This is a genomic window from Bacillus sp. AFS015802 (genome assembly GCF_002561455.1).
GTDB lineage: Bacteria > Bacillota > Bacilli > Bacillales > Bacillaceae_B > Rossellomorea.
Genome location: NZ_NTUP01000070.1, coordinates 88,141 through 110,831, shown reverse-complemented (window position 1 = coordinate 110,831; position 22,691 = coordinate 88,141). Strand labels below are relative to the sequence as shown.

Here is a 22,691-nt window from a genome sequence, read left to right as displayed (position 1 = left end):
TTTGCCTCCTTGTAAAATTATACAAATTGCCCCAGTTTCACATGCCCTTTTAATAAATTTCTTGAAATGATCAGTTTTTGGATTTCATCGGTTCCATCATATATGCGCCATAACCTTGCCTCACGATACCAGCGCTCTATGGGAAGTTCCCTTGTGTAGCCCATCCCCCCGTGAATTTGCAGGACACGGTCGACCACCCGATTTCCCATATTGGATCCGTAGAGTTTTGCCATGGATGCTACATGGCGGTTGTCTTCTCCCTGATCGAGAGTGAAGGCTGCATTTAACACGAGCCAGCGGGCAGCTTCAATCTCCACGGCAGAGTCGGCAATCTGCCATTGAATTGCCTGCCGGTCGGCGATAGGTTTTCCAAAGGTCTCCCGTTCTTTCGAATAGTCGATGGCCATTTGAAGAAGGCGTTCTGCTGCGCCCACCGCCTGGGCACCTACGATCCATCGTGCGAATCCGATCCATTCCAAGCCCAGATCATAGCCCCCATCGATTTCACCAAGGATGTTCTCTTCAGGAACCCTTACATCGTCAAAAATAAGGCTCGCCGGTCCCCATTCACCCATCGTATGGATATATTCGGATTTCCAGCCCATACTTCGATCGGCAATGAAGCAGGTGACGCCTTCTCTCCCGGTACGACGATGTTTTTCTTTATCCGTGACGGCCATGACCATGACAAAATCTGCTTCGTTTCCACCCGTAATGAACGTTTTCTCTCCATTTAAGATCCATTCGTTTCCGTCTTTCACGGCTGTGGTCCGGATATTACGGGTATCAGATCCCGCTCCTGGTTCAGTCATGGCAAAACACGATTTCTTTTCTCCATTAATAGTGGGGATCAAGTAGTTTTTCTTCTGTTCCTCGTTGGCGTAATAAAGTATGTTATCGGCATAGCCTCCAAAGGAGAATGGAACAAAGGTCTTGGAGATTTCCATATAGACGATCGCCATCATCATTTGACCGAGATCTGCCCCTCCGTATTCCTCCGGAGTATTGATGCCCCAGAATCCGGCATCCTTCGCCTTCATTTGCAGCTCTTTCCTTTTTTCTGGAGAGAGGCTCGGCTTTCCCTCCCTTTCATTTCGGAGCACTTCATTTTCTAAAGGGATCAATTCTTTCTCTACAAATCGGCGGATGGTCTTCTGGATCATCCTTTGTTCATCTGATAAGCGTAAGTTCATCATTCTTCCCCCTTTTATTATAAAATCATGGTTGCAGGATCACTTTTCCCACTGTTTGTCTTCCCTGCATGAGGGAATGAACCTTACCCGCTTCTTCCAATGGAAATACGTGTCCGACTGTGACCTTTAAATCACCGCTCGCCACATAATGAAAGATCTCATGCAATGTTTTCTGGGTCAATTCGGAATCCCTCATCAAAGGAGGAAGAAAAAATCCGGTAACCGACTGATTCCTTGCCATTAGAGAGGATGGATAGAATCTGCTTTGCTCGCCGCTCGCGACACCGTAAATGATGAGCCTTCCAAAGTCGGCGAGGCATTTTAACGTTTTGTAAAAGACGTCACCACCTGCCATCTCCAATGCAAGATCCACACCTTTTCCTCTTGTCGCATCCAATACTTTTTTCTCCCATTCTTCCTCTGTATAGTTGACCAGTACATCTGCCCCCATATCTTCTGCAAGGCGTAGTTTTTCTTCTGTGCTGGCAGTGGCAATCACTTTACCGGCACCGAATCGTTTTGCGAGCTGAACGGCAAGGAGCCCTACACCACCTGCCGCAGCATGAATCAGGACCGTCTCACCCCGCTCGAGTCTCCCAAGCGTTTTCAAAATATGATACGCACTCAATCCCTGTACAGGGATTGCGGCCGCTTCCTTGAAGTCCAAGCCATAGGGAAGGGGGATGATGGATCGTTCATCTGTCACGGCATATTCTGCATACCCACCTGAATCCATCATCGCTACAACCCGATCTCCTTTTTTGACCTTTGTCACACCATCGCCAACTTCGGTTACAATCCCGGCTACTTCTGCACCAGGAATGTATGGAAGAGGTGTTTTAACCACGTATTGTCCTTCGCGCCGGGCCGTATCCGCATAATTGACAGCAGAGGCATGCACTTTAATCAATACTTCTCTCCCTCGGGGTGAAGGGATGTCAATGTCCACATTCTTCAACACATCGGGACCACCGAACTCCTTGAATTGGACCGCTTTCATCGATACTCCTCCTAATTCCCCGAAAAGGATGGGGATCTTTTTTCTTTAAACGCTGAAACTCCTTCTGCATGATCTTCCGTTGAAATCATCAACGTTTGAGTGATTCTTTCCTGTTCCAGTATTTCATCCAGGGTCGTGGTGAATGAACGATCAATCATTTTTTTCATCATTCCGTAGGCTTTGCTCGGACCCGAAGATAATGTAGCAGCCAGCTCATCTGTTTTTTCTTCCAAACTATCAGCCGCCACCAGTCTATTAATCACCCCTAATTCATACATTCTCCTGGCTGACACAGGTTCTCCAGTAAAGAAGAACTCCTTTGCAAGATGAGGACCGATCAACCGTGGGAGAAAATACGAACCCCCTCCATCAGAAATGAGCCCTACTTTAGAAAAGCTCAGTGCAAATTGACTGGTTTCTGTGGCAATGATTAAATCACAGGCCAGTGCTAAATTAAATCCGGCACCTGCGGCGAAACCATGGACGGCGGCAATGACCGGCTTCTCTATTGTTTTGATGGCTTTGATACATGAATTCAGAATTCCGATATGTTCATAGACTTGGGCAGACGTTGCTCTTCCCATCGTTTTCACGTCGCCACCGGCAGAGAATGACCTTCCCGCTCCGCGGATCACGATCGCCCTGATCTCTTGATCCCGTCCAGCCTCTTCCAACGCTTCTATCAATCCCGTAAGCATGAACTCATCAAAAGAATTCAAGCTGTCTGGTCGATTTAAGGTTACATTCAACACCCGGTCATTCTTTTCGACTAATAGTGATTGCATCCTATTCATCCCCTTATATTTTTTCCCTGAAATCAAATGCTGCCTGATTACCCAGGGTAATTAAAGACGCGGCAAACCGATCGAACCCCGAAAAACGGGCATCATTTGTCTGCCCCATCTTAAAACGGTAATAAATTTGCTGCACAATAACCGCGAGCTTAAAGTAGGCAAAAGACAAGTAGAAATGAATGTGGTTCACGTCCCTGCCGCTTTTATTAGCATAATCTTCGATAAACTCTCTTCTGCTGTAAAAACCGTCCATGATGGTAACCGGAGGCTTTCCGAGGCCGTATTTCAACAATTCAGGGTCATCTTGCTGGATCCAATACCCCATAGCGACTCCCAAATCTGCAAGGGGATCTCCGACGGTCGCCATCTCCCAATCGAATAATCCCACCATGGATGTCAGGTCTTCAGAAAACATACTATTGTTTAATTTAAAGTCATAATGAATGATCGTGGACTCAGCATTTTCCGGAACGTTTTTGATCAGCCACTGTGTCAGATGATCTACTTCACGAATCTCGCTTGTCTTGGAACGTTCATAGCGATTGATCCACCCGTGAACCTGTCTCTCCATAAAGTGTTCGGGTCTGCTGATTTCGTGTAATGAGGTTTTGGTATGATCAATGGAATGAAGCTCAACCAATCTTGAAACCATTTCTTCCGAGATTCTCTTGCATACATCAGGTGTCACATCCAGATGTGGGGGAAATGATGTATCGAATACTTCCCCCCTTTTTCGTTCCATGATGAAGAAGGGGCTTCCGACTATCCCTTCATCTTCAGAGAATACATAGGGTTTTGGTGTAACGTCGAATAAAGGGTGGATCTCTGAAAGGATCCTGAATTCCCTTTTCATATCATGTGCCTTTGGTGCGACGGGCCCTAATGGGGGGCGCCTCAAAACCCCTTCCCATTTTCCCATTGAAAGCAAATACGTTAGATTTGAGTGACCTGCAGAAAACTGTTTAATACTCAACTTTTCTTGTTGCAGATCAGGGAAATGCTCAACCAGGAAGTCATGTAATTTGCTTTCATTTAATTCTTCTCCTTTTCTGACTGAAACCGTTTCATTTTCCATCCGCACGGTCATTTTACCCCTCCTAGATTCAAGAATATTCAGTTTTCTCAAAACGTAAATGAGTGTTTAACTGGTTTTTTAACAGGTCAGGGATTGCTTTGCTGCGTTGTTCCTGAAAGTCAAAATACACAATGACCGCGTTTCCCCTTGCGATCAGTTGATGAGTTTCCGCACACAGGATATCATGGTCTAACTGAAAACTCTTGGATCCGATTTTGGAAACATAGGTGGTGATCACAAGTTCTTGATTGAAATAACCCTGTGATACGAAGTCACATTTGGTGGAAGCCAGGATAAACCGCCAATCCTTCACGTCCATATCGAATCCGATGGTTTGAAAGAATTTAATTCGCGCTTCCTCTAAATAGACAAAGTAAGTGGTATTGTTGATATGCCCCAGTGCATCTGTTTCGCAGAACCTGCTCTTTACGGTGATAGAATCCATATATCCGCCTTCTTTCATCATAAATACTAACCAGTCGGTATGTTAAGAGAAGAGGATAGCACTAACCGCTTCTCCCCTCTATTCTGTTTCAATTCCTTTTAAGACCATATCGACAAATGTTCCTGCTATTTCTTTATCCGTTTTCGCCCCACCAGGCTTATACCATTGATAGCTCCAGTTCATCATGCCGAGTATTCCAAAGGCTACAACGGAAACGTCAAAGTCGCTTCGGAAATCTCCGGACTCTCTTCCTTCTTTCAGGAGCTTTTCAATATTATAGCGGTACATATCCCGTTTGGGTTCGATTTGGTCCAAGCTTTCATCGCTTAAGTGTCTCATCTCCCTGAAAAAGACTTTGGCACTGGCTCCCTGTTCTTTGATGTCCACGATGGAAAGATGAATGATGTCAAAAAGTTTCTCACGGAAAGATTTACTGTCATCTTCCAGGATTCTTTCCTGCTTGGACAATAAGCCATCTATATATCTCACATGAATTTCCTTTAAAAGCTCTTCTTTACTCGAAAAATAATAGTAGAATGTTCCTTTTGTTACCCCGATGGATTCGACGATATCCTGAATGGACGTGACGGTAAAGCCTTTTTGATCGAATAAACGTACTGCTTGTTCTGTCATTTTTTCTTTCATATGAAGTCCCCTCAATCTGCAAATATCACCTGAATTATATCACATTTTCCCGGAGGGCCCTCCTTAAAATCTTGCCTACACTCGTCTTTGGAAGTTCATCCCGGAATTCAATGATCCTTGGGACTTTGAATGAAGATATATTCTCCTGACAGAACCTGATCAATTCCTGTTCTGACACCTTTTCCCCAGCCTTTAAGACAATCACGGCTTTCACGGTTTCTCCCCGATAGGAGTCAGGGACCCCGATCACAACCGCTTCCTGTACTAAGGGATGTTCATAAATCACTTCTTCCACTTCCCGGGGATACACGTTATATCCTGAAGCAATGATCATATCTTTCTTTCGATCCACGATCGATACATACCCTTCATCATCCATCCGGGCAATATCCCCTGTGTATAGCCATCCATCACGAAGGGCGTGGGCGGTTTCTTCAGGTAAATTCCAGTATCCCTTCATGACTTGGGGACCTTTGATGATCAGCTCTCCAATATCTCCTGGAGGTACTTCCTTCATACCCGTCGCTAAGTCCACTACCTTATAATCTGTAGACGGGAGGCCGATTCCCACAGTCCCGGGCTTTCTTTCTGCGAAGGCGGGATTACAGTGGGTCGTCGGGGAGGCTTCGGATAAACCATACCCTTCCAATATCTTTGCCCCTGTTTTCTTCTCGAACTGGTTTAATAGTTCAACAGGCATGGGGGCACTGCCGCTGTTACAAAGCTTGATTGAATGAATTCCATACTCTTCAGCAGAGGGGTGATTCGTAATCGCCACATACATGGTCGGAACTCCAGGGAACAAAGTGGGTTTCTCTCTTTTAATGGTTAATAATACTTCTGAGAGCTCAAACCGTGGCAGCAGGATCATTTCATTTGCAGAATAGATGGAAAGATTCATGCATGAATTCATTCCAAATACATGAAAGAAGGGAATCACACTCAAACTTCTTTCTTTCCCTGTCTGAATGCTTTCTTTAAAAAAGAGCTGACTTTGCATGACATTTGAAAGGATATTGCTATGTGTGAGCATCACACCCTTGGACACGCCTGTTGTTCCACCTGTATATTGAAGGACGGCCACATCTTCTGGGTGTATTGATATGTCAGAATTGCTTCCATCTCCCACCTTTAGAAACTCTTCAAATGTATAGTCAGAGAAAGGATTTTCCCCTTGAAAACTGACGACAATGATCGTTTTCACCTTTGTTTCCTTTTGAATGGATTGAATCATTGGATAAAAGCGGTCCAATACAACGATAGTCTCCGCCCCGGAGTCATTTAGTAAATGTATGAGTTCCCTTTCCACAGACATTGGATTCACCTGCGTAACAATCCCGCCAATGGTAAGGATCCCATAATAAGAAATGACATAATGGGGACAGTTAGGGAGCATGATGGCCACCCGATCTCCTTTCTTCGCCCCGATATGCTGGAGGGACGAGGAAAACAATGTAACGGCATCTTGAAGGTCACTATATGTCATGCGCTTCTGATAGAAACTAATACATGGGTAATCAGGGTAACTTGACACGGTTTGTTGAAGCATTTGGGGTATTGAGAAATCAATTGCTGGGATATCAGTGTCGAACGATTCAGGATAATGAACGTGCCAGGATTTAGATGTCACAAAATCATTCCTTCCGTTTTGATTATTCAGCTGCCACTGTATGGTTCTAATAGATCAATCCACCACCATCAACAGATAACGTGGAACCGGTGATAAAGGAGGCATCATCCGATGCCAGGAACAAGATCGCTGATGCCACTTCATACGGGTTTCCAATCCTCCTGAGGGCATTCGATCGAGAAATCACCGACCATTTCCTTTCATCCTGTTTCCACCCCTCAATGATGTTTGTATCGATGACTCCAGGAGCTACAGCATTTACCCGTATACGATCTTTTCCGTACTCCAATGCGGCATTTTGCGTCAACAATACCACTCCGCCTTTTGCCGCATTATAAGCTGATACGTATTTTCTCCCCTTTAAACCCAGAAGACTCGAAACGTTCACGATGACCCCGCCCTTTTTCATCAGTTCCGGTACGCTATATTTCATGCCAAGGAATATGCTCTTTAAGTTGGTATCAAGGACATCATCCCATTCCGTTTCTTCCAAATCGACACTCCTGACTTCCGACTGCCCGATTCCGGCATTGTTAACGAGGATATCCAAACTTCCGAAATGCTCGACCGTTTTATGTACGAGCTCTTGCATGCTTTCACTGTCTCTGACATTCGTCCTTACATACAATGCATGGCCATTCTTTTCCCTGATGAGTCTTACCGTTTCCTCCCCCCTCGATTCATCCAGATCTGCCACGACGACTGACGCCCCTTCTTCAGAAAATCTTAAAGCGGTCGCACGTCCTATTCCACCGCCTCCTCCAGTGATGATTGAAACCCTTCCCGATAGCCTCATATTCAATCACTCTCTCTTCCTAGCTCTCTACCGGAGAGGCTTTTTGATATTTTTTCAGTTCTAATTTTGCGAGTTGGGCACGATGTACTTCATCAGGACCGTCGGCAAGACGTAATGTACGGGCATTCGCCCATTGTGCGGCCATTGAATGATCCCCTGATACCCCGGCAGCCCCAAATCCCTGAATGGCCCGGTCTATCACTCGTAACGCCATGGAAGGGGCCACTACCTTTATCATCGCGATTTCCTGTTTGGCCATTTTATTCCCGAGGGTATCCATCATGTAAGCGGCTTTCATGGTCAGAAGGCGTGCCTGCTCGATTTCAATACGTGAATCAGCGATCCATTCCATGACGACCCCCTGACTTGAGAGCGTCTTTCCGAATGCTTCCCTGTTTTGAACACGCTTACATAAATCTTCAAGTGCCCTTTCCGCTGCACCGATCAAACGCATGCAATGATGGATCCTGCCTGGTCCTAATCGGCCTTGCGCAATGGCAAAACCTTTCCCTTCCGCCCAGATCATATTTTCCACAGGCACCCGCACATCGGTAAAGGTGATTTCCCCGTGACCATGAGGAGCATGATCGTATCCAAAGACAGGCAGCATCCGTTCGATTTTCACACCCTCCGCGTCCAAAGGGACGATGATCATCGATTGCTGGTCATGTCGTCTTGCATCAGGGTCTGTTTTCCCCATTAAGATGGAGAAGCTGCACCTGGGATCCCCAGCGCCGGAAGACCACCATTTCCTGGCATTGATGACGTATTCATCCCCGTCCCGAACGATGCTTGCCTTGATATTTGTGGCATCTGATGAAGCGACTTCCGGCTCCGTCATCGAGAAACAGGAGCGGATCTCACCATTTAGGAGGGGGATCAGGTAACGCTCCTTTTGGGCAGGGGTGCCATAACGCTCCAACACTTCCATATTGCCTGTATCCGGTGCGTTGCAGTTGAATACTTCCGGACCGATCAATGACCTGCCCATGATTTCGCAAAGCGGTGCATATTCCACATTACTTAATCCAGCCCCATACTCACTATCCGGTAGAAATAAATTCCATAACCCTTGTTTCCTTGCTTCGGTTTTTAATTCTTCCATGATGGGCGGAACTGAACTCCAGCGGCTGTTTTGCCTGTTTAATTGCTGTTCGTAAAGTGATTCATTCGGGTATACGAACTCTTCCATGAAACGGGAGAGTTTATTTTGATATTCTTGTACTTTTGGAGAATAGGAGAACTCCATGACATCCACCCTTCCTTATTAAAAATAATCTGATTACATCGCTGATGAGCCGCCATCCACTACAAGAACCGAACCCGTTACAAAATCAGATGCACGGGAAGCAAGGAAAAGAGCCGCTCCCTTTAGATCATCTTCGCTGCCGAATCGATTTAACGGCGTGCCTTCTAAAATGGCTTCTCCTGCGTGGGAGAGGATTCCCTTCGACATCTTTGTCGGAAAGAAGCCTGGTGCGATTGCGTTAACATGGATTCCACGTGATCCCCATTTCACGGCAAGGTCCTTGGTGAAATTGATGACCGCTGCTTTACTTGTGCTATAGCCGATGGCATCCATATACCTTGGGTCCGTTCCTTGAAGCCCTGCTACAGAAGCGATGTTGATGATTTTTCCTGACTGTTGTTCTAACATCAGCTTTCCAACGGTTTGTGACATAATAAAGGTTCCATTCACATTTACGTTCATGACTTTATGCCACGCCTCAAGGGGCATTTCTTCTGCAGGTGCCCCCCACGAAGCTCCGCTGTTATTCACCAGGATGTCTATGCGGCCAAACACTTTTTCGGTTTCATCCACAACCTTCGCGACGTCTTCCGGATCCGTGACATCACACTGAAATGAAAGAGCTTGAACGCCCAAACCCTCTAAATCCTTTTTGACTTCATCACATGCTTCTACATTTCTCGAACAGACAACAACATTTGCCCCTGCTTCCGCAAAACCGGTCGCGATCTGCTTTCCAAGACCCCTGCCGCCACCAGTCACCAGTGCCACCTTACCGGATAAATCAAACAATTCTTTTACATGCATTTTCCTGCCTCCCTATGTCATACAGTCATTCACACACCAAAGATACTAACCGGTCGGTATGTTACTTCTATAGTAAATAATATAGTCTGAATTTTCAATCATAAACTCTTAAAAAGAAAAAATTATCCATTTAAAAAACCGGCTCATTGGAGGATGAGCCGGCCTGACATTTAAGCTTCAGCTTCAATCATTTCTTTATTATAGGTCTCCGTATCCAGTTCTCCCGTTACCTTACTCGTGATGATACCCGAAGTCATTGCACCACTCACATTAACGGCTGTCCTGCCCATGTCGATTAACGGTTCGATTGAAATCAAAAGACCCGCTAACGCCACCGGAAGATCCATGGCAGAGAGGACGAGGATAGCGGCAAAGGTAGCACCACCGCCAACTCCGGCAACACCGAAGGAACTGATGGCAACGACGACAATGAGCGTGAAAATAAATGAAGGAGTAAATGGATTGATGCCAACCGTCGGTGCGATCATGACGGCAAGCATGGCCGGGTACACACCGGCACATCCATTTTGCCTGATGGATAATCCGAAAGATCCCGAAAAGTTGGCAATCCCTTCTGATACACCCAGTTTATTCTTCTGGGTTTGAATGTTAAGTGGGAGTGTCCCGGCACTAGACCTGGACGTAAAGGCAAAAGCCAATACGGGAAGTACTTTTTTCACGTATGTGACCGGATTCAGTCCCGTAAGCGTCAATAGTATCAAATGGATCAAGAACATGATGATAAGGGCGATATAGGACGCACCTACAAATTCACCCAGTTTCATGATGGCATCGAAATCACTCAGAGCGACTGTTTTCGCCATGATGGCAAGCACACCGAATGGCGTCAACCTCAATACGAGAGTCACGATTCTCATCACGACTGCATAGATGGACTCCACGATTTTTTTGAAGAAATCCGCCGCATCTGGTTCCTTACGCTGAACCCCTAAATAGGCGACACCGATGAAGGCTGCAAAGATCACAACAGCTATGGTCGACGTGGCTCTTTCTCCGGTCAAATCAAGGAAAGGATTCTGAGGCAGGAGCTCCAGGATTTTCTGAGGGTAGCTTTGACCTTCTAAAGCCGCTGCCCGCTCCTCCAGTTGAATACCTCTTGCTGCTTCTGCATTTCCTTGATCGATTTGGATGGCTTCCAAATCGAATGCCGCGGTTGTTGCGATTCCCACTGCAGCCGCCACAGCAGTCGTACCGACAAGCAATCCGATGATCAATACAGAAATTTTCCCTAGATTAGAAGATCGTTTCAATTTTGTAAAAGCCGATAATATCGACACAAACACGAGGGGCATGACAATCATTTGAAGCAGCTTAATATAACCCGTTCCGACAATATTGAACCATTCAATCGATTGGGTGACATTTTCATCTCCTGCCTCATACACCCACTGTAAACCGAGACCAAAAACAATTCCCAGTCCGAGCGCGGCAAACACCCGTTTTGAAAACGAAACATTTTTTCTTTGCATATGAAATAGTACACCAATGAGAACAAGAAACACCAAAATGTTCAACAAAACAAACCAGACATTCATTCAAAACCCTCCCTCTTATCGTTGATGGTGATACAAGTTAGACCGGGGTCTACTGTATAGTATGATTGGGGAGGGCAAGATATGTTGCTTTGTCCGATAAAAGTTCATCTACATCGATTGTAAAAGACTATCCTGGACCGATTGAAAAAGCGAACGAGTTTGTTCTGGTCGTTTCGAAATCGCTGAGACGACCGCTACACCATCTGCACCTGCTTCCATTACCTCATGGACATTCCCGGAATGGATCCCACCAATCCCGACCAAGGGGAGATGGATTCCCTTTGCCCTTATGGATTCAATCACCTTGGGTCCTTTAACGATTCTACAATCAATCTTTGTTGTCGTATAAAACATCGGGCCGACCCCCAGATAATCCGCACCTGACTCTAATGCGAGCCTGGCTTCCTCAACATTATGGGCTGACACGCCAAGAAATTTATGCCCGATTTTTTCACGGACTCCCTCAACGGATTCGTCTTCTTGCCCTATATGTACACCATCTGCGTCCAATAACAAGGCTAGCTCCACATCGTCATTGATGATGAAGGGAACACTGTACTTTTGGCATAAATGCTGGAGTTCAAGGGCCAGCTCCATCATGGGCTTTCCTTTCAAACAAGAACCCCCCTTCTCACGAAATTGATACATGGTAATTCCGCCTGAGAGTGCCTCTTCCAATACTCGGGCAGGGGATCTTTCACAATTTTGACTGCCCATCACGAAATATAGCTTTAAGCATTTTTTAAGATTCATATTTTCACCCCTTCATGGTAGGCCCAATGATTCGTTGGCCCGTGTCCACTCCCGATCCCGAGTGAATGTGAGATGGCAGCTGTGATAAATTCCTTGGCAGTCTGGACTGAGTCAAAGACGGTGTTCCCTTTTGCCAATTCTGCCGTAATGACCGCAGAGAATGTACAACCTGTTCCATGGGTATGGGGTGTAGAGACTCTTGGACTCGTAAACTCATAAAATTCTTTACCGTCATAAAGTATGTCAGTGGCATATGATGATTGCGATTGTGACTGGTGACCGCCTTTAATGATCACATGTTTTGCCCCCATCATGTATAGGTCTTCCGCAGCTTTCCGGCAATCATCTACATTCCGTATCTCTCTTTTCGTTAAAGCTTCTGCTTCAGGAATATTGGGCGTGATGACGTAAGCAACCGGAATCAGGCGATTGATCAATGTTTCTATGGAATTGTCTTCTAATAAAGAAGCTCCCCCTTTCGCAATCATAACAGGATCCACTATAAGCTTCTCCCATCCAGAGGAGTTGGCGAAATCGGCAACAGAAGCAATGATCTCATCATTCACTAACATTCCGGTTTTTACGGCTTGGGGAGGTAAATCTTCCGCTACGGAAGTCAATTGTTCCAAGACTACTGATGCCGACAATGGATATACAGCCTGCACCCCTTTTGTATTTTGAGCTGTAACGGCTGTAATGGCAGACATCCCATAGACATGACACTCTTGAAACGTTTTTAGATCTGCCTGAATGCCGGCTCCCCCACCGCTATCCGACCCTGCAATCGTCAACGCTTTATGCACCATCTGTGTTCACTCCTCCTTCACCCAAAATAACGATGATAAACTGATTTTGCTTCCTTAATTTCTTTCGTTCCATGAACAAGCGCCCGTCCATCATAAAATAAGACTATTTGGAGGGAATCGACTTTGAATCGGATCAAATAAGGATTCTTTTCCACCTGCTTGCCTTGGTTCTCAAGTGTTCTTGAAATGTCCAAGAGATCCATGGACTCCCTTGATAAAGGCCGTATTTGCACGGAATCCCGTCCACATAGGACGGCCGTTTTGGTTTGGTTCTCATATCGAAGACTTGGGTACGTCCGATGAGTGCCGCATGATAGACATTCCTCTCTTTTCAACTTCCTCACATCCAGTGAAGTATGTTCATTTTTCCATAAATCGAAAGAGACGACCTTATGACTGAGAGATTCATAGTCTTCCACCAAAATCTTTAGGGCCTCTGTCGTTTGATGGGCAACCACCTGTGAGACGGCTGGACTGATGATTCCTGCCGTATCACAGGTCAATCCCCCCAGCGGCACTTCTTCGATTAAACAGTGAAGACACGGTGTGACATCGGGAAGAATCGTGAATGAAATCCCATAGCTCCCTACACATGCTCCATAGATCCAGGGGATGGAACGTTTGTGGGATACATCATTCATGATCATCCTCGTTTCAAAATTGTCTGTAGCGTCGATGATCAAGTCCACACCCAGGGCCAAGTTCAATAACTCTTCAGGCATGATATCCAGAATATGTGCTTCAATATCAACCGTTGAATTGATTTCTTCCAGTCTCTTTTTGGCAGCTATTGCCTTCGGGAGCCGGCTTCTTGCATCTTGTTCATTGTAGAGCTGCTGTCGTTGCAGATTGCTCCATTCGACGTAATCACGGTCCACGATCGTCAGCTTTCCAATGCCGGCGCGAACAAGGACTTCCGCGTTCGCCGTTCCTAAAGCTCCTGCGCCGATGACCAGCACATGCTTATCCTTTATTCTTTCCTGGCCAACTCTTCCAATAGGTGAAAATAAGATTTGTCTTGAATATCTCTCCTCATTCAAACACTCATCCCCTCCATCGGACTGCTGGCTGAAGCATAGCGCTTTCGTGGAATTCTTCCGGCTTCATATCCAAAACGGCCACCTTCGATCGCAAGCCTCATGGCATTGGCCATCTTGACGGGATCTTTCGCTTGTGATACCGCCGTGTTCAACAACACAGCATCCGCACCAAGCTCCATAGCATAAGCAGCATCAGCGGGGGATCCGATTCCGGCATCCACGATGACCGGTACCTTTGCCTGCTCAATGATGAAACGAAGGTTTACGGGGTTCACAATACCCTGCCCCGACCCGATCGGGGATGCACCGGGCATAATGGCATGTGCACCCAGCTCTTCCAACTTTCTCGCAAGAACTACATCATCGGAAGTATATGGGAGTACCGTAAATCCTCCTTTGATCAATTCTTCCGTTGCCTTCAGAGTTTCGATTGGATCGGGCAGTAATGTCTTATCACATCCGATGACTTCCACCTTAATCATGTCACAAAGTCCCGACGCCCTGGCTAACTGTGCATGCCTCACCGCTTCGCACGCAGTTTTTGCGCCAGCCGTGTTCGGTAATAACGAATAGCTCTCCAAGTCGAGTTTTTCCAAGAAGTTTGGTTGATTGGGCTCGAATATATTCATTCTCCTTACCGTGAACGTAAGAATTTCTGCTCCAGAAACCTCGACCGCTTCCTTCTGTATATCAAAATCAGGATACTTCCCTGTCCCTAACAAGAATCTCGAATGAAATGAATGGTTTCCGATTTTCAACATATCAACCGCCTCCTACAAATTGGACCAGTTCAATGGTATCTCCATTAGCAACTGTGACCTTTTCATGTTCGTTTGTTCGTAAAATGATGTGATTATGTTCAACCATAACCGTTCGATTCTTCAGTTTGAAATGGTGTACAAGATCATCTATCGTCATGACATTGTCTGGCACGGTAACCAGCTGTCCATTTATCTTTACTTCCACTTTCTAAAACTCCCCCCGTGTGAATGTAGTAATTGGTTCTCTTCGCCTTCCAACAGGTCAGCCATCATGACCCCTGTGATGGGAGCAAGGAGAATACCATTCCGGTAGTGGCCCGTTGCGACGGAAAGCCCTTCCCACTTTTCAATCCTTCCAATGATGGGAAGTCCTCCTTGTGTTTGTGGCCGTATACCTGACCAGGCTTGTTCCCACTCAGCATGGATCAAGTCTGGTAAAAGATCTGTAGCTTTCTTCATTAAACTCATCAACCCGCTTACGGAAATGGTTTCATCAAAGGTATGAGGGTGTTCTGTTGCTCCAATTAGAAATCGCCCTCCCGCCTTTGGAACAATGTAGCATCCTTCAGTGAAAATGGTCCTCTCCACCAATTTCCGGGAATATTTCACCGAAAAGCATTCCCCTTTTACCGGAAAAGCGTGAAGAGTCACACCGATCCTCTGCATTAGAGATTGACTCCAAGCACCGCCGGCAACGACTATTTCAGAAGCATAATAGGGACCGAGGGATGTGTTGACTCCCGTTATCCTGCTTCCTTCAACGATGAAGTCATAGACATCCGTATACTCCTTGACTTCAGCGCCTAATCTGACTGACGCAAGCCCCAACGCGTTTGTAAGCTTTAGGGCCGAGACGTTCCCATCACGTGGAATGAACAAACCGCCTGTCGCCTTCTTAGAGAGAAGGGGTTCGAAGGCTGAGAGTTTTGGAGAGGGTAGCCATTCGACCCCTTCATCCTGATCCATTTCCGAAGCAGCACTTAATAAATTCTGTTCCTCTTCCTCTGTCCTTGCTACTTTGACCATCCCATTTTCCATATATTCAATATCCATACCTGCTACTTCTATTAATTCCTGTGCAAGATCAGGGTACATATTCCTGCTGTTCTGAGCCAGGCGATAGAGGGGGCTTCCCCCGTTCAGCTCCGTATGAACCCCTAGCATTCCCGCTGCAGCTTTTGAAGCTCTGGATGCCAATTGTTTCTTCTCGATCAGCAATCCTTTTTTTCCTCTTTTGGAAAGCTGATACAGAATGGAGCAGCCGATCACACCTCCACCTACGATCAATACATCATATTGTTTCGCCAAGCTGTTTCCCCTCCTTATGGATTGCCTGATAATAAGCCCGTGCTGCTTCAAGAGGGTCTTCTGCAAGAAAGATACCTGATAATACCGCGATACCCTTAACACCGGTTCTCACAATATCTGCAACTCGCCCTGGTGTCATACCCCCGATGGCGATAACCGGAAGTGGAATGCTCAAAACGATTTCTTCCAAATTGACAATCCCAGTGCCTTTCTTCCCTGGTTTCGACGTTGTTTCATAAACATTCCCGTATAGAAGAAAATCTGCTCCTTCTTCACATGCCAATCGTGCTTCTTGCATGCTGTGCACGGATGACCCGATTTTCAAAGTTGGAAAACGTTCCTTCACAAGACTTACAGGAGCACTATGATGTGAAAGCTGGACTCCTCTCGCGTGTTTCATATAAGCGATGTCTGCACGGTCATTGATGCACAGCTTCCTTAACGGAATACCGGCAGCTGTTAATTCATCAACGGTTTTAATCAATTCCGCACCTGTCCAGCTTTTTTCACGAATATGAAGCATATCGAGATAGGGGTGAATGGTTTTCGAGATGTTGACCAATTCTTCCCTTGATTGCTGACCAGTGGAAATGACGTGTAGTCGTCTTCTGTTTTCAATTTCCATAGCGAACATCTCCCGTCGGAAATAGTGGTAGATAATTAGAAAGGACGTAACTAACGAAAATCATGAGTATGATGCTCCCGATAAAATAGCCATCAAATTTCGAAAATCCGACTTTGTAGAAATAGGTTCTCTCCCCATCACCTTCAAATCCTTTTGTTTCCATGGCAACTGCAATTCTGTGAGCCCTCCTGATACTTTGTGCCAGTAAGGGGACGGAATAGGACGGAATGTTATGCAATCGTTTCTTAAAGCCCTGTCGTTCACGGGTGCCCCTTACTCTCAAGGCATTCCGAATGGTAGTGAATTCTTCCATCATGATGGGGATCAGCCTTATACCGGCCATAAAACTATAAGCATACTTCGGCTTAAGACCCAATTGCTGCATAAGTGAATAAAACAGCAGGACAGGTCTCGTCGTAAGAGCAATTAAGAGGCCTAATATAGCGAATAAGAATGCCCTCAATCCTATATGAATTCCTCTATAAAAACTCTCCTCTGTCACTTGGATCATCCCCCAGGTAAGCCACGTCGTCTCTCCTTTCCCAAACATGATCATCGAGGATGCCGTGGAGAGAAAGACAAGGAAAAATGGCTGGACCATCAATAGCACTAACCTCCTAGAATATCCAGAGAACCACCACAAATAGAGGAAAGCGAACAACGTCAAATACACAAGCCAGTTCAGGTAATGAACGAATAGTAAAAATAGAAAAAGTGTGATCATCACGATCAATTTCATACTCGGGTTAATGTGATGGAGCCATGTGTGTTTATGAACGATTTCCATATTCATAATGCTTCACTCCTCTCTGCTTCTACATCCACATCTTGAACCAATCTTCCTTTTTCAATGGTCCATATCCTGGTTGCGAAGTGTCGGATGATTCTAATATCGTGAGTCACCATCAATATGGTGACGCCTTCACGCTGTAACTCCTGAAGCATCTCGATCAGTTCGAATGTATGATGAGCGTCCTGTCCGAAGGTTGGTTCATCCAATAACAGAATCTCCTTTTTGGGAACGATGGATGCTGCTACACTCAACCTGCGTTTTTGACCCACGGATAACGAATAAGGATGATGTTGCTTAAATGAACGAAGGTTAAATCGTTCAAGCAGCTCATAAACCTTTCTCTCCACAATCTCTTCATTCAAGTTCTTTAACCGGTAACTATAGGCTGCTTCGTCATAAACGGAATGGGTGACAAACTGTAATTCGGGATTTTGAAAAACGAACGCACACTCTTTGGGAACCTTTTTCCCTTTCACCTGTAGTCCGTTTAATTCGTACGTCCCGCTTGTATAAATGAATTTCATTAGACTGTGCAGTAGCGTTGACTTCCCTGCACCATTCCTGCCTGTAATGGCAATCCATTCCCCTTTACGAATCGAACCATGAGGAAGATGAATCTTCTCTTTTTTTTTGAATATAGCCTTTGAAGTCCTCCATTCTTGCAATCACGGGTCCGAACGAGGGAATCTCCCTCATTTGACGGGATGAAAGATACTCCTCCCACGCTCCCGGGTACCAGACACCCAAGTTCTTCAACATATCTTTGTAATGGTTCAGGATCCACTCTTTCGCTCCATCCGCCATAATGGTTCCATTTGAATCGAAAAGAATGATTCGATCGATCATGTTAAGAACGTGATCAAGTTTATGCTCTACGATCACCAGGGTTTTATCTAAACAGATCTCTTTGATTGTTTTCCAGACAGACTTTGTACTTCCCTCATCCAATAATGAAGTCGGTTCGTCCAGGAACAAAGTATCGGGTCTCATGGCAAGCGCAGAAGCAATGGCCAATTTCTGCTTCATGCCCCCTGATAATGTTGAGATTTTCGTATGGGGATCCTCAAGTTCCAGTCCCACCTCCGATAGCAGCCGTCGTATTTCTCGTTTCATCTCTTCACGGGGAGTCTGCAAATTCTCCAGCACGAAGGCCAATTCTTCATCCACGAAGGGCATACAAAATTGCGAGTCCGGATCTTGAAATACATAGCCAGAAGAATCAGATACCTCCAATATTGAGGCTCTCATGGGAACATCCACAGATCGGGGGATCACCCCTGATAAAACGTGGAGAAGGGTTGATTTACCACATCCTGATGGCCCCAATAGCAATACTTTCTCCCCTTCATTGATTGACAGGCTGACATCATTAAACAGCTTTTTTTCCGATCCTGGAAATGTAAGTCGAAGGTTTTCGACATGCATAAGCATCACCCCTTTACTGGTTCAATACATCGTAATCATCCTGACTTGCACGTCTGACTAGACTTGTGACTCCGGTTTTCTCGAGGGCCATGACCAAATAAAAAGAACCTGCACCTGCGATGACAATGGACCCCAGTAATCTCGCAACCACAAATAATAACAAATTCCAAAAAACCAAATCCCCCATATACCCTTTCATGTAATCCATGAAGATGGAGCCACATGCTGACCCGACCGCTGCAAAACATATAATCGAAAGATCATAGCGTCTATATTTCGTCACGAAGAAAATCAATTCTGCCATTAACCCTTGAATGACTCCGAATAAAAGGACCTCGAGTCCCCATTCAGAGCCCATGAGGAACTCTCCAGAAGAAGCGGCGATTTCGGCTAAAAGGGCGACGCCCGGTTTACGGATGATCAAGAATGCTACTGTGGCAGCCATGAACCACATTCCATAGATGAATTGATCCGCATGCAAGCCGATTGGTTTTAACAAGTTATAAATTGGCCCCCAAAGCTTATAGATGACACCGAACATGATGGAAATGACCACCGTCACTAAAATGTCTGTCAGTTTTAATTTAGACATGTTGTTCACTCATTTCTTTACCTGCACCCAGTGCATGGTGAAACGGCCATTTTTCAAGGGTGTAAGCCATCTCCCAAAACTGCCATTCGTAAATGCTGCTCAAAATGAAATTTTCCTTCATTCTTTCTTTATCACATTCGGTCATGGTCTCTGCCAATTCATCAAGCCGATGGATCTGTTCTTCAACTATCTCTTTGAACCACTCCCCACCGTATGCCTTAATCCATTCCTGATAAACAGGCTCTTCCGGTGTGCATGATTTCAAGCGTTCCCCTATCTCATAATAAAGCCAGTAGCATGGGAGGATCGCTGCCAGGATATCGGCCAGTCCCCCATATCGCGCGGAACGATACATATGTGACGTATAGGCATAGGCTGTAGGGGCTGGTTTAAAATTATTTCTTTCTTCTTCCGTGATGCCTAATCTCTTGGAGAAATTTTCATGAAGTGAAAGCTCTGCTTCATTGGTCCCTACAGCGTGCGATGCCATTCGTGATGTCGTATGTAAGTCCAATGCTTTTGCCGCACCAAGTGCCTGCACCTTCGAGAAATGTGAAAGGTAATAGGCATCTTGCAAGAGGTAGTACTTGAACTTCTCGATAGGGAGCGTTCCATCCCCGATCCCTTTGACGAAAGGGTGAGAGAAGCTCGCGTCCCAAATGTCATTGACTTCGTTTCGTAACACTGATGAAAATGTCATGATTTCCTGCTCCTTTTCCAGACGACCCGAAATGGGCAACAAAAAAAGCCACTTTCCATTATGCATACAGCATACAGAAAGTGGCTTGAGATCAGAATGATAGTATTGTATTCTTTGCGACCGTCAAACACCACTTCCCTCCGCTGGTCTCAACCAGATCAGGTTCAAAGGGTCTTAAAGTCACACTTTAATCTCAGCCTTTTCGAAGGCACCCCTAGTGGATCGTCTTATGAAATTTTGTTTTCGATGCTATCGTATCATGATTCATTGAGTTGTCAACATAAAAAAACAATACCATCATTCTTAATCGGATTCCATATGGCTGTCGAACTCAATGACAGCAAAAGGTCATGCAAGTTAAATGTTATGATATATTTTTTTATTAAAAATTTCGTCTGTTCGTTTCTACATCCCGATCAAATCCAAATAAACATTCAATATCATGCAAAATTATAAAAAAGAGGGACGGACCTTCAAAAAGGTCCGTCCCTCTTTTTATTTAAACCATCCTTTTTCTTTGGATTGTGTGATGGCTTCGATTCGGTTTTTCACTTCCAGCTTGTCGAGTATGGTGGAGATATAGTTCCTGACCGTACCTGTTTTAAGCTTTAGTTCATCGGCGATTTCCTTAGTGTTCTTTCCATCGGCAACGAGCTCGAGTACTTCTTTTTCACGGTCTGTGAGTGGATTTTCTTCGCTGTAGACATCATCCATCAGCTCCGGTGCATAGATACGCTTACCATCCATCACAAGCCGGATAGAGTTCGCCAGTTCCTCACTTGGACTGTCCTTCAACAAATACCCTTTCACGCCACCCTTTAATGCCCGCTGAAAGTAGCCTGATCTGGCAAAGGTGGTAAGGATGATCACCTTACAATCTTCCCCTTTTAATTCCTCTGCCGCTTCAAGTCCTGTCTTTTCAGGCATTTCAATATCCATGATACAAATATCCGGCTTCAATTCATGAACGAGGGAAATGGCTTCTTCTCCATTGCCTGCTTTTCCTACCACTTCCATATCATCCTCAAGGCTCAGTAGAGACCCCAATGCGCCCAACAGCATCCGCTGATCTTCCGCAATCACAATTCGAATCATTCCATTCCCTCCCTGTCTGTCTGCTTGATTACTTTCGGAACCCGCATGATCAAGGTGGTACCATCCACCGAAACGATGTCAAGGCTCCCGTTGACAAATTCCAACCGCTCTCTCATCCCGATCAAACCACTGCCTTTGGACTGAGTATAGTCACTCCCGATCCCCACACCATCATCATTCACCACAATCGTCACTTCTTTATCGGATTCTTCAAAGATGAGTTCGCAGTAAGAGGCCTTGCTATGCTTAACCACATTCGTGACAGCCTCTTTTAGGCACATGCTTAAAATATTCTCCATGAAGAGTGATGATTGAGGGAGGGAAATGTCTTCACTCATGCGGAATTCGATTTCAGCCGCCTTTAAAAGCTGCTTGATCCGGACAATCTCATCCTTCAAACGGATTCCCCTCATCTGGGAAACCATCGTTCTTACCTCACTCAAAGCGGTTCTCGCCGTTTGCTGAACATCCTTTAATTCATGTCGTGCCTGTTCTGGATCTTTATACACCAATTTCCTGGCCAGATCACTTTTCAAACCGATCAGAGATAGCTTCTGTCCCAGCGTATCATGAAGATCCCGAGCAATCCTCTGCCGTTCCTCCTGCTTGACAAGGTCCGAAATGCGCTTGTTTGCATCTTCCAGCTGGTCTTCAAGCTGTACTTGTTTGTTCCGATTATAGATATTGAAGGGCAGAAGGATGACGCTGATCCAGATGATCAGGATGAATGGAAATTGAGACAGGAACAATTCATCCTGCAGAACGAAGTTATAGTTGATGGAAGCAGTCGTCAGTACAAGATGGATGATATAAAGGGTCAAAAAAGCAACCCGATTTTTTATATTCCCATTGTAGTAAGCAATGTAAAAAGCGAAATAGATGAAATTAAACTGAATGGTCATGGTGATGGAAATCGCAATCAATATCGATGTCCATAAATACACCGGCCAATCCTTCGAAATAAAAGCAAAACGTAAAGAGATAAAAAAAGCGATGGTCAAAGAGATCCCGACGGCAATTTCAATCGTTGAAGAAGACTGAAAGATAAAGTAAAAGGGCAGGATGCTGATGATGCTCCATATGTATGGTGATATCCCTGAGCCTCTTTGGATATTGATTATTTTTTTCGGCATTTGCATGCTGAATACCTCTTTTGCTTTCAAAATTTTGACTATGTCTCCTATATTATTACATAGATGAACCTGATTTTCATATGTAGACCATGAGAAATTGTATACCTTTAACGGCTCTGTAATCAGTGACTAGTATTTCCGATTTTGAATTCTTTTTTGCTTCTCCATGACCTCATAGGATTTGTGAATGATGTCTGTTAAGACATCACCTTTGTAGATTCTTCCAATTTTTGTATTCTGTTGATAATATTCTACGATTTCATCCAATTTCTCTGACGTTTCTCTATCAACCCTTACATTAAGCTGCATTTTTCCTTGATCTGACAAGGTTCGCACCCCTTTCCTATCATGATGATATCATCTGCTATCACTTTGTTATCACTAGTATATCAAATGCTACAAGTGATATATACAGTTCAAATGTCATATTAAACTAAAACATTATGCCGCATTTTTGCTCTTAAAGAAGC

General features: G+C 45.1%; 24 protein-coding genes, 1 pseudogene and 1 riboswitch. All 25 genes and pseudogenes read right to left on the bottom strand.

Annotated elements, in window-relative coordinates:
* Window positions 1-17: 17 nt before the first annotated feature.
* The gene (locus tag CN378_RS21525; protein WP_098354542.1) at window positions 18-1,193 is read right to left on the bottom strand and encodes an acyl-CoA dehydrogenase family protein; all 1,176 of its coding nucleotides are present in this window, start codon (window positions 1,191-1,193) and stop codon (window positions 18-20) included.
* Window positions 1,194-1,218: 25 nt separating this feature from the next.
* Entirely contained in the window at window positions 1,219-2,193 is a 975-nt protein-coding gene (locus CN378_RS21520) for a quinone oxidoreductase family protein (protein WP_098354541.1), read from the bottom strand.
* 11 nt (window positions 2,194-2,204) lie between these two features.
* On the bottom strand, window positions 2,205-2,978 hold the full coding sequence (locus CN378_RS21515) for an enoyl-CoA hydratase/isomerase family protein (protein WP_257141232.1): 774 nt from the start codon (window positions 2,976-2,978) through the stop codon (window positions 2,205-2,207).
* 13 nt (window positions 2,979-2,991) lie between these two features.
* Window positions 2,992-4,074 (bottom strand): phosphotransferase family protein, encoded by a 1,083-nt coding sequence (locus CN378_RS21510; RefSeq protein WP_098354540.1) that lies wholly within the window; start codon window positions 4,072-4,074, stop codon window positions 2,992-2,994.
* 16 nt (window positions 4,075-4,090) lie between these two features.
* Window positions 4,091-4,507, bottom strand: coding sequence for an acyl-CoA thioesterase (locus tag CN378_RS21505; RefSeq protein WP_098354539.1), 417 nt, complete (start codon window positions 4,505-4,507; stop codon window positions 4,091-4,093).
* Window positions 4,508-4,585: 78 nt separating this feature from the next.
* Window positions 4,586-5,152, bottom strand: coding sequence for a TetR/AcrR family transcriptional regulator (locus CN378_RS21500; RefSeq protein ID WP_098354538.1), 567 nt, complete (start codon window positions 5,150-5,152; stop codon window positions 4,586-4,588).
* Between the two features lie 34 nt (window positions 5,153-5,186).
* The gene (locus CN378_RS21495; protein ID WP_257141231.1) at window positions 5,187-6,782 is read right to left on the bottom strand and encodes a long-chain-fatty-acid--CoA ligase; all 1,596 of its coding nucleotides are present in this window, start codon (window positions 6,780-6,782) and stop codon (window positions 5,187-5,189) included.
* 46 nt (window positions 6,783-6,828) lie between these two features.
* Complete coding sequence (locus CN378_RS21490; protein WP_098354584.1) at window positions 6,829-7,578, bottom strand: SDR family NAD(P)-dependent oxidoreductase; 750 nt, start codon at window positions 7,576-7,578, stop codon at window positions 6,829-6,831.
* A gap of 19 nt (window positions 7,579-7,597) precedes the next feature.
* Window positions 7,598-8,827 (bottom strand): acyl-CoA dehydrogenase family protein, encoded by a 1,230-nt coding sequence (locus tag CN378_RS21485; protein WP_098354537.1) that lies wholly within the window; start codon window positions 8,825-8,827, stop codon window positions 7,598-7,600.
* Window positions 8,828-8,860: 33 nt separating this feature from the next.
* Window positions 8,861-9,634: an SDR family oxidoreductase gene (locus CN378_RS21480; protein ID WP_098354536.1), complete on the bottom strand. Its 774-nt coding sequence runs from the start codon at window positions 9,632-9,634 to the stop codon at window positions 8,861-8,863.
* Window positions 9,635-9,804: 170 nt separating this feature from the next.
* Window positions 9,805-11,190, bottom strand: a complete 1,386-nt coding sequence (locus CN378_RS21475) for an L-cystine transporter (RefSeq protein ID WP_098354535.1) — start codon at window positions 11,188-11,190, stop codon at window positions 9,805-9,807.
* Between the two features lie 108 nt (window positions 11,191-11,298).
* Window positions 11,299-11,943, bottom strand: a complete 645-nt coding sequence (gene thiE / locus CN378_RS21470; RefSeq protein ID WP_098354534.1) for a thiamine phosphate synthase — start codon at window positions 11,941-11,943, stop codon at window positions 11,299-11,301.
* Window positions 11,940-12,749 carry a bifunctional hydroxymethylpyrimidine kinase/phosphomethylpyrimidine kinase gene (gene thiD, locus CN378_RS21465; protein WP_098354533.1) on the bottom strand — a complete coding sequence of 270 codons (810 nt, stop codon included), beginning with the start codon at window positions 12,747-12,749 and terminating at the stop codon, window positions 11,940-11,942. The genes thiE and thiD overlap by 4 nt, the downstream gene beginning before the upstream one ends.
* Window positions 12,750-12,766: 17 nt before the next feature.
* The gene (locus CN378_RS21460; protein ID WP_098354532.1) at window positions 12,767-13,789 is read right to left on the bottom strand and encodes a thiazole biosynthesis adenylyltransferase ThiF; all 1,023 of its coding nucleotides are present in this window, start codon (window positions 13,787-13,789) and stop codon (window positions 12,767-12,769) included.
* Window positions 13,786-14,550, bottom strand: a complete 765-nt coding sequence (locus tag CN378_RS21455; protein WP_098354531.1) for a thiazole synthase — start codon at window positions 14,548-14,550, stop codon at window positions 13,786-13,788. Before CN378_RS21455 ends, CN378_RS21460 begins: the two co-directional genes overlap by 4 nt.
* Window position 14,551: 1 nt before the next feature.
* The gene (gene thiS / locus CN378_RS21450) at window positions 14,552-14,755 is read right to left on the bottom strand and encodes a sulfur carrier protein ThiS (protein ID WP_098354530.1); all 204 of its coding nucleotides are present in this window, start codon (window positions 14,753-14,755) and stop codon (window positions 14,552-14,554) included.
* On the bottom strand, window positions 14,746-15,858 hold the full coding sequence (thiO, locus tag CN378_RS21445; RefSeq protein WP_098354529.1) for a glycine oxidase ThiO: 1,113 nt from the start codon (window positions 15,856-15,858) through the stop codon (window positions 14,746-14,748). The genes thiS and thiO overlap by 10 nt, the downstream gene beginning before the upstream one ends.
* Complete coding sequence (locus tag CN378_RS21440) at window positions 15,842-16,483, bottom strand: thiamine phosphate synthase (protein ID WP_179885020.1); 642 nt, start codon at window positions 16,481-16,483, stop codon at window positions 15,842-15,844. The genes thiO and CN378_RS21440 overlap by 17 nt, the downstream gene beginning before the upstream one ends.
* Complete coding sequence (locus CN378_RS21435) at window positions 16,473-17,276, bottom strand: energy-coupling factor transporter transmembrane component T family protein (RefSeq protein ID WP_098354527.1); 804 nt, start codon at window positions 17,274-17,276, stop codon at window positions 16,473-16,475. The genes CN378_RS21440 and CN378_RS21435 overlap by 11 nt, the downstream gene beginning before the upstream one ends.
* Window positions 17,273-18,707: pseudogene (locus tag CN378_RS21430) on the bottom strand (ABC transporter ATP-binding protein). The gene CN378_RS21435 and the pseudogene CN378_RS21430 overlap by 4 nt, the downstream one beginning before the upstream one ends.
* Window positions 18,708-18,714: 7 nt before the next feature.
* Window positions 18,715-19,293, bottom strand: a complete 579-nt coding sequence (locus tag CN378_RS21425; protein WP_098354526.1) for an ECF transporter S component — start codon at window positions 19,291-19,293, stop codon at window positions 18,715-18,717.
* Window positions 19,286-19,993 carry a thiaminase II gene (gene tenA, locus CN378_RS21420; RefSeq protein WP_098354583.1) on the bottom strand — a complete coding sequence of 236 codons (708 nt, stop codon included), beginning with the start codon at window positions 19,991-19,993 and terminating at the stop codon, window positions 19,286-19,288. The genes CN378_RS21425 and tenA overlap by 8 nt, the downstream gene beginning before the upstream one ends.
* A 118-nt stretch (window positions 19,994-20,111) precedes the next feature.
* A riboswitch (TPP riboswitch) is annotated at window positions 20,112-20,219 on the bottom strand.
* A gap of 269 nt (window positions 20,220-20,488) precedes the next feature.
* Complete coding sequence (locus tag CN378_RS21415) at window positions 20,489-21,088, bottom strand: response regulator transcription factor (protein WP_098354525.1); 600 nt, start codon at window positions 21,086-21,088, stop codon at window positions 20,489-20,491.
* Complete coding sequence (locus CN378_RS21410; protein ID WP_098354582.1) at window positions 21,085-22,221, bottom strand: sensor histidine kinase; 1,137 nt, start codon at window positions 22,219-22,221, stop codon at window positions 21,085-21,087. Before CN378_RS21410 ends, CN378_RS21415 begins: the two co-directional genes overlap by 4 nt.
* A gap of 129 nt (window positions 22,222-22,350) precedes the next feature.
* Entirely contained in the window at window positions 22,351-22,548 is a 198-nt protein-coding gene (locus CN378_RS21405) for a hypothetical protein (protein WP_098354524.1), read from the bottom strand.
* Window positions 22,549-22,691: the final 143 nt, after the last annotated feature.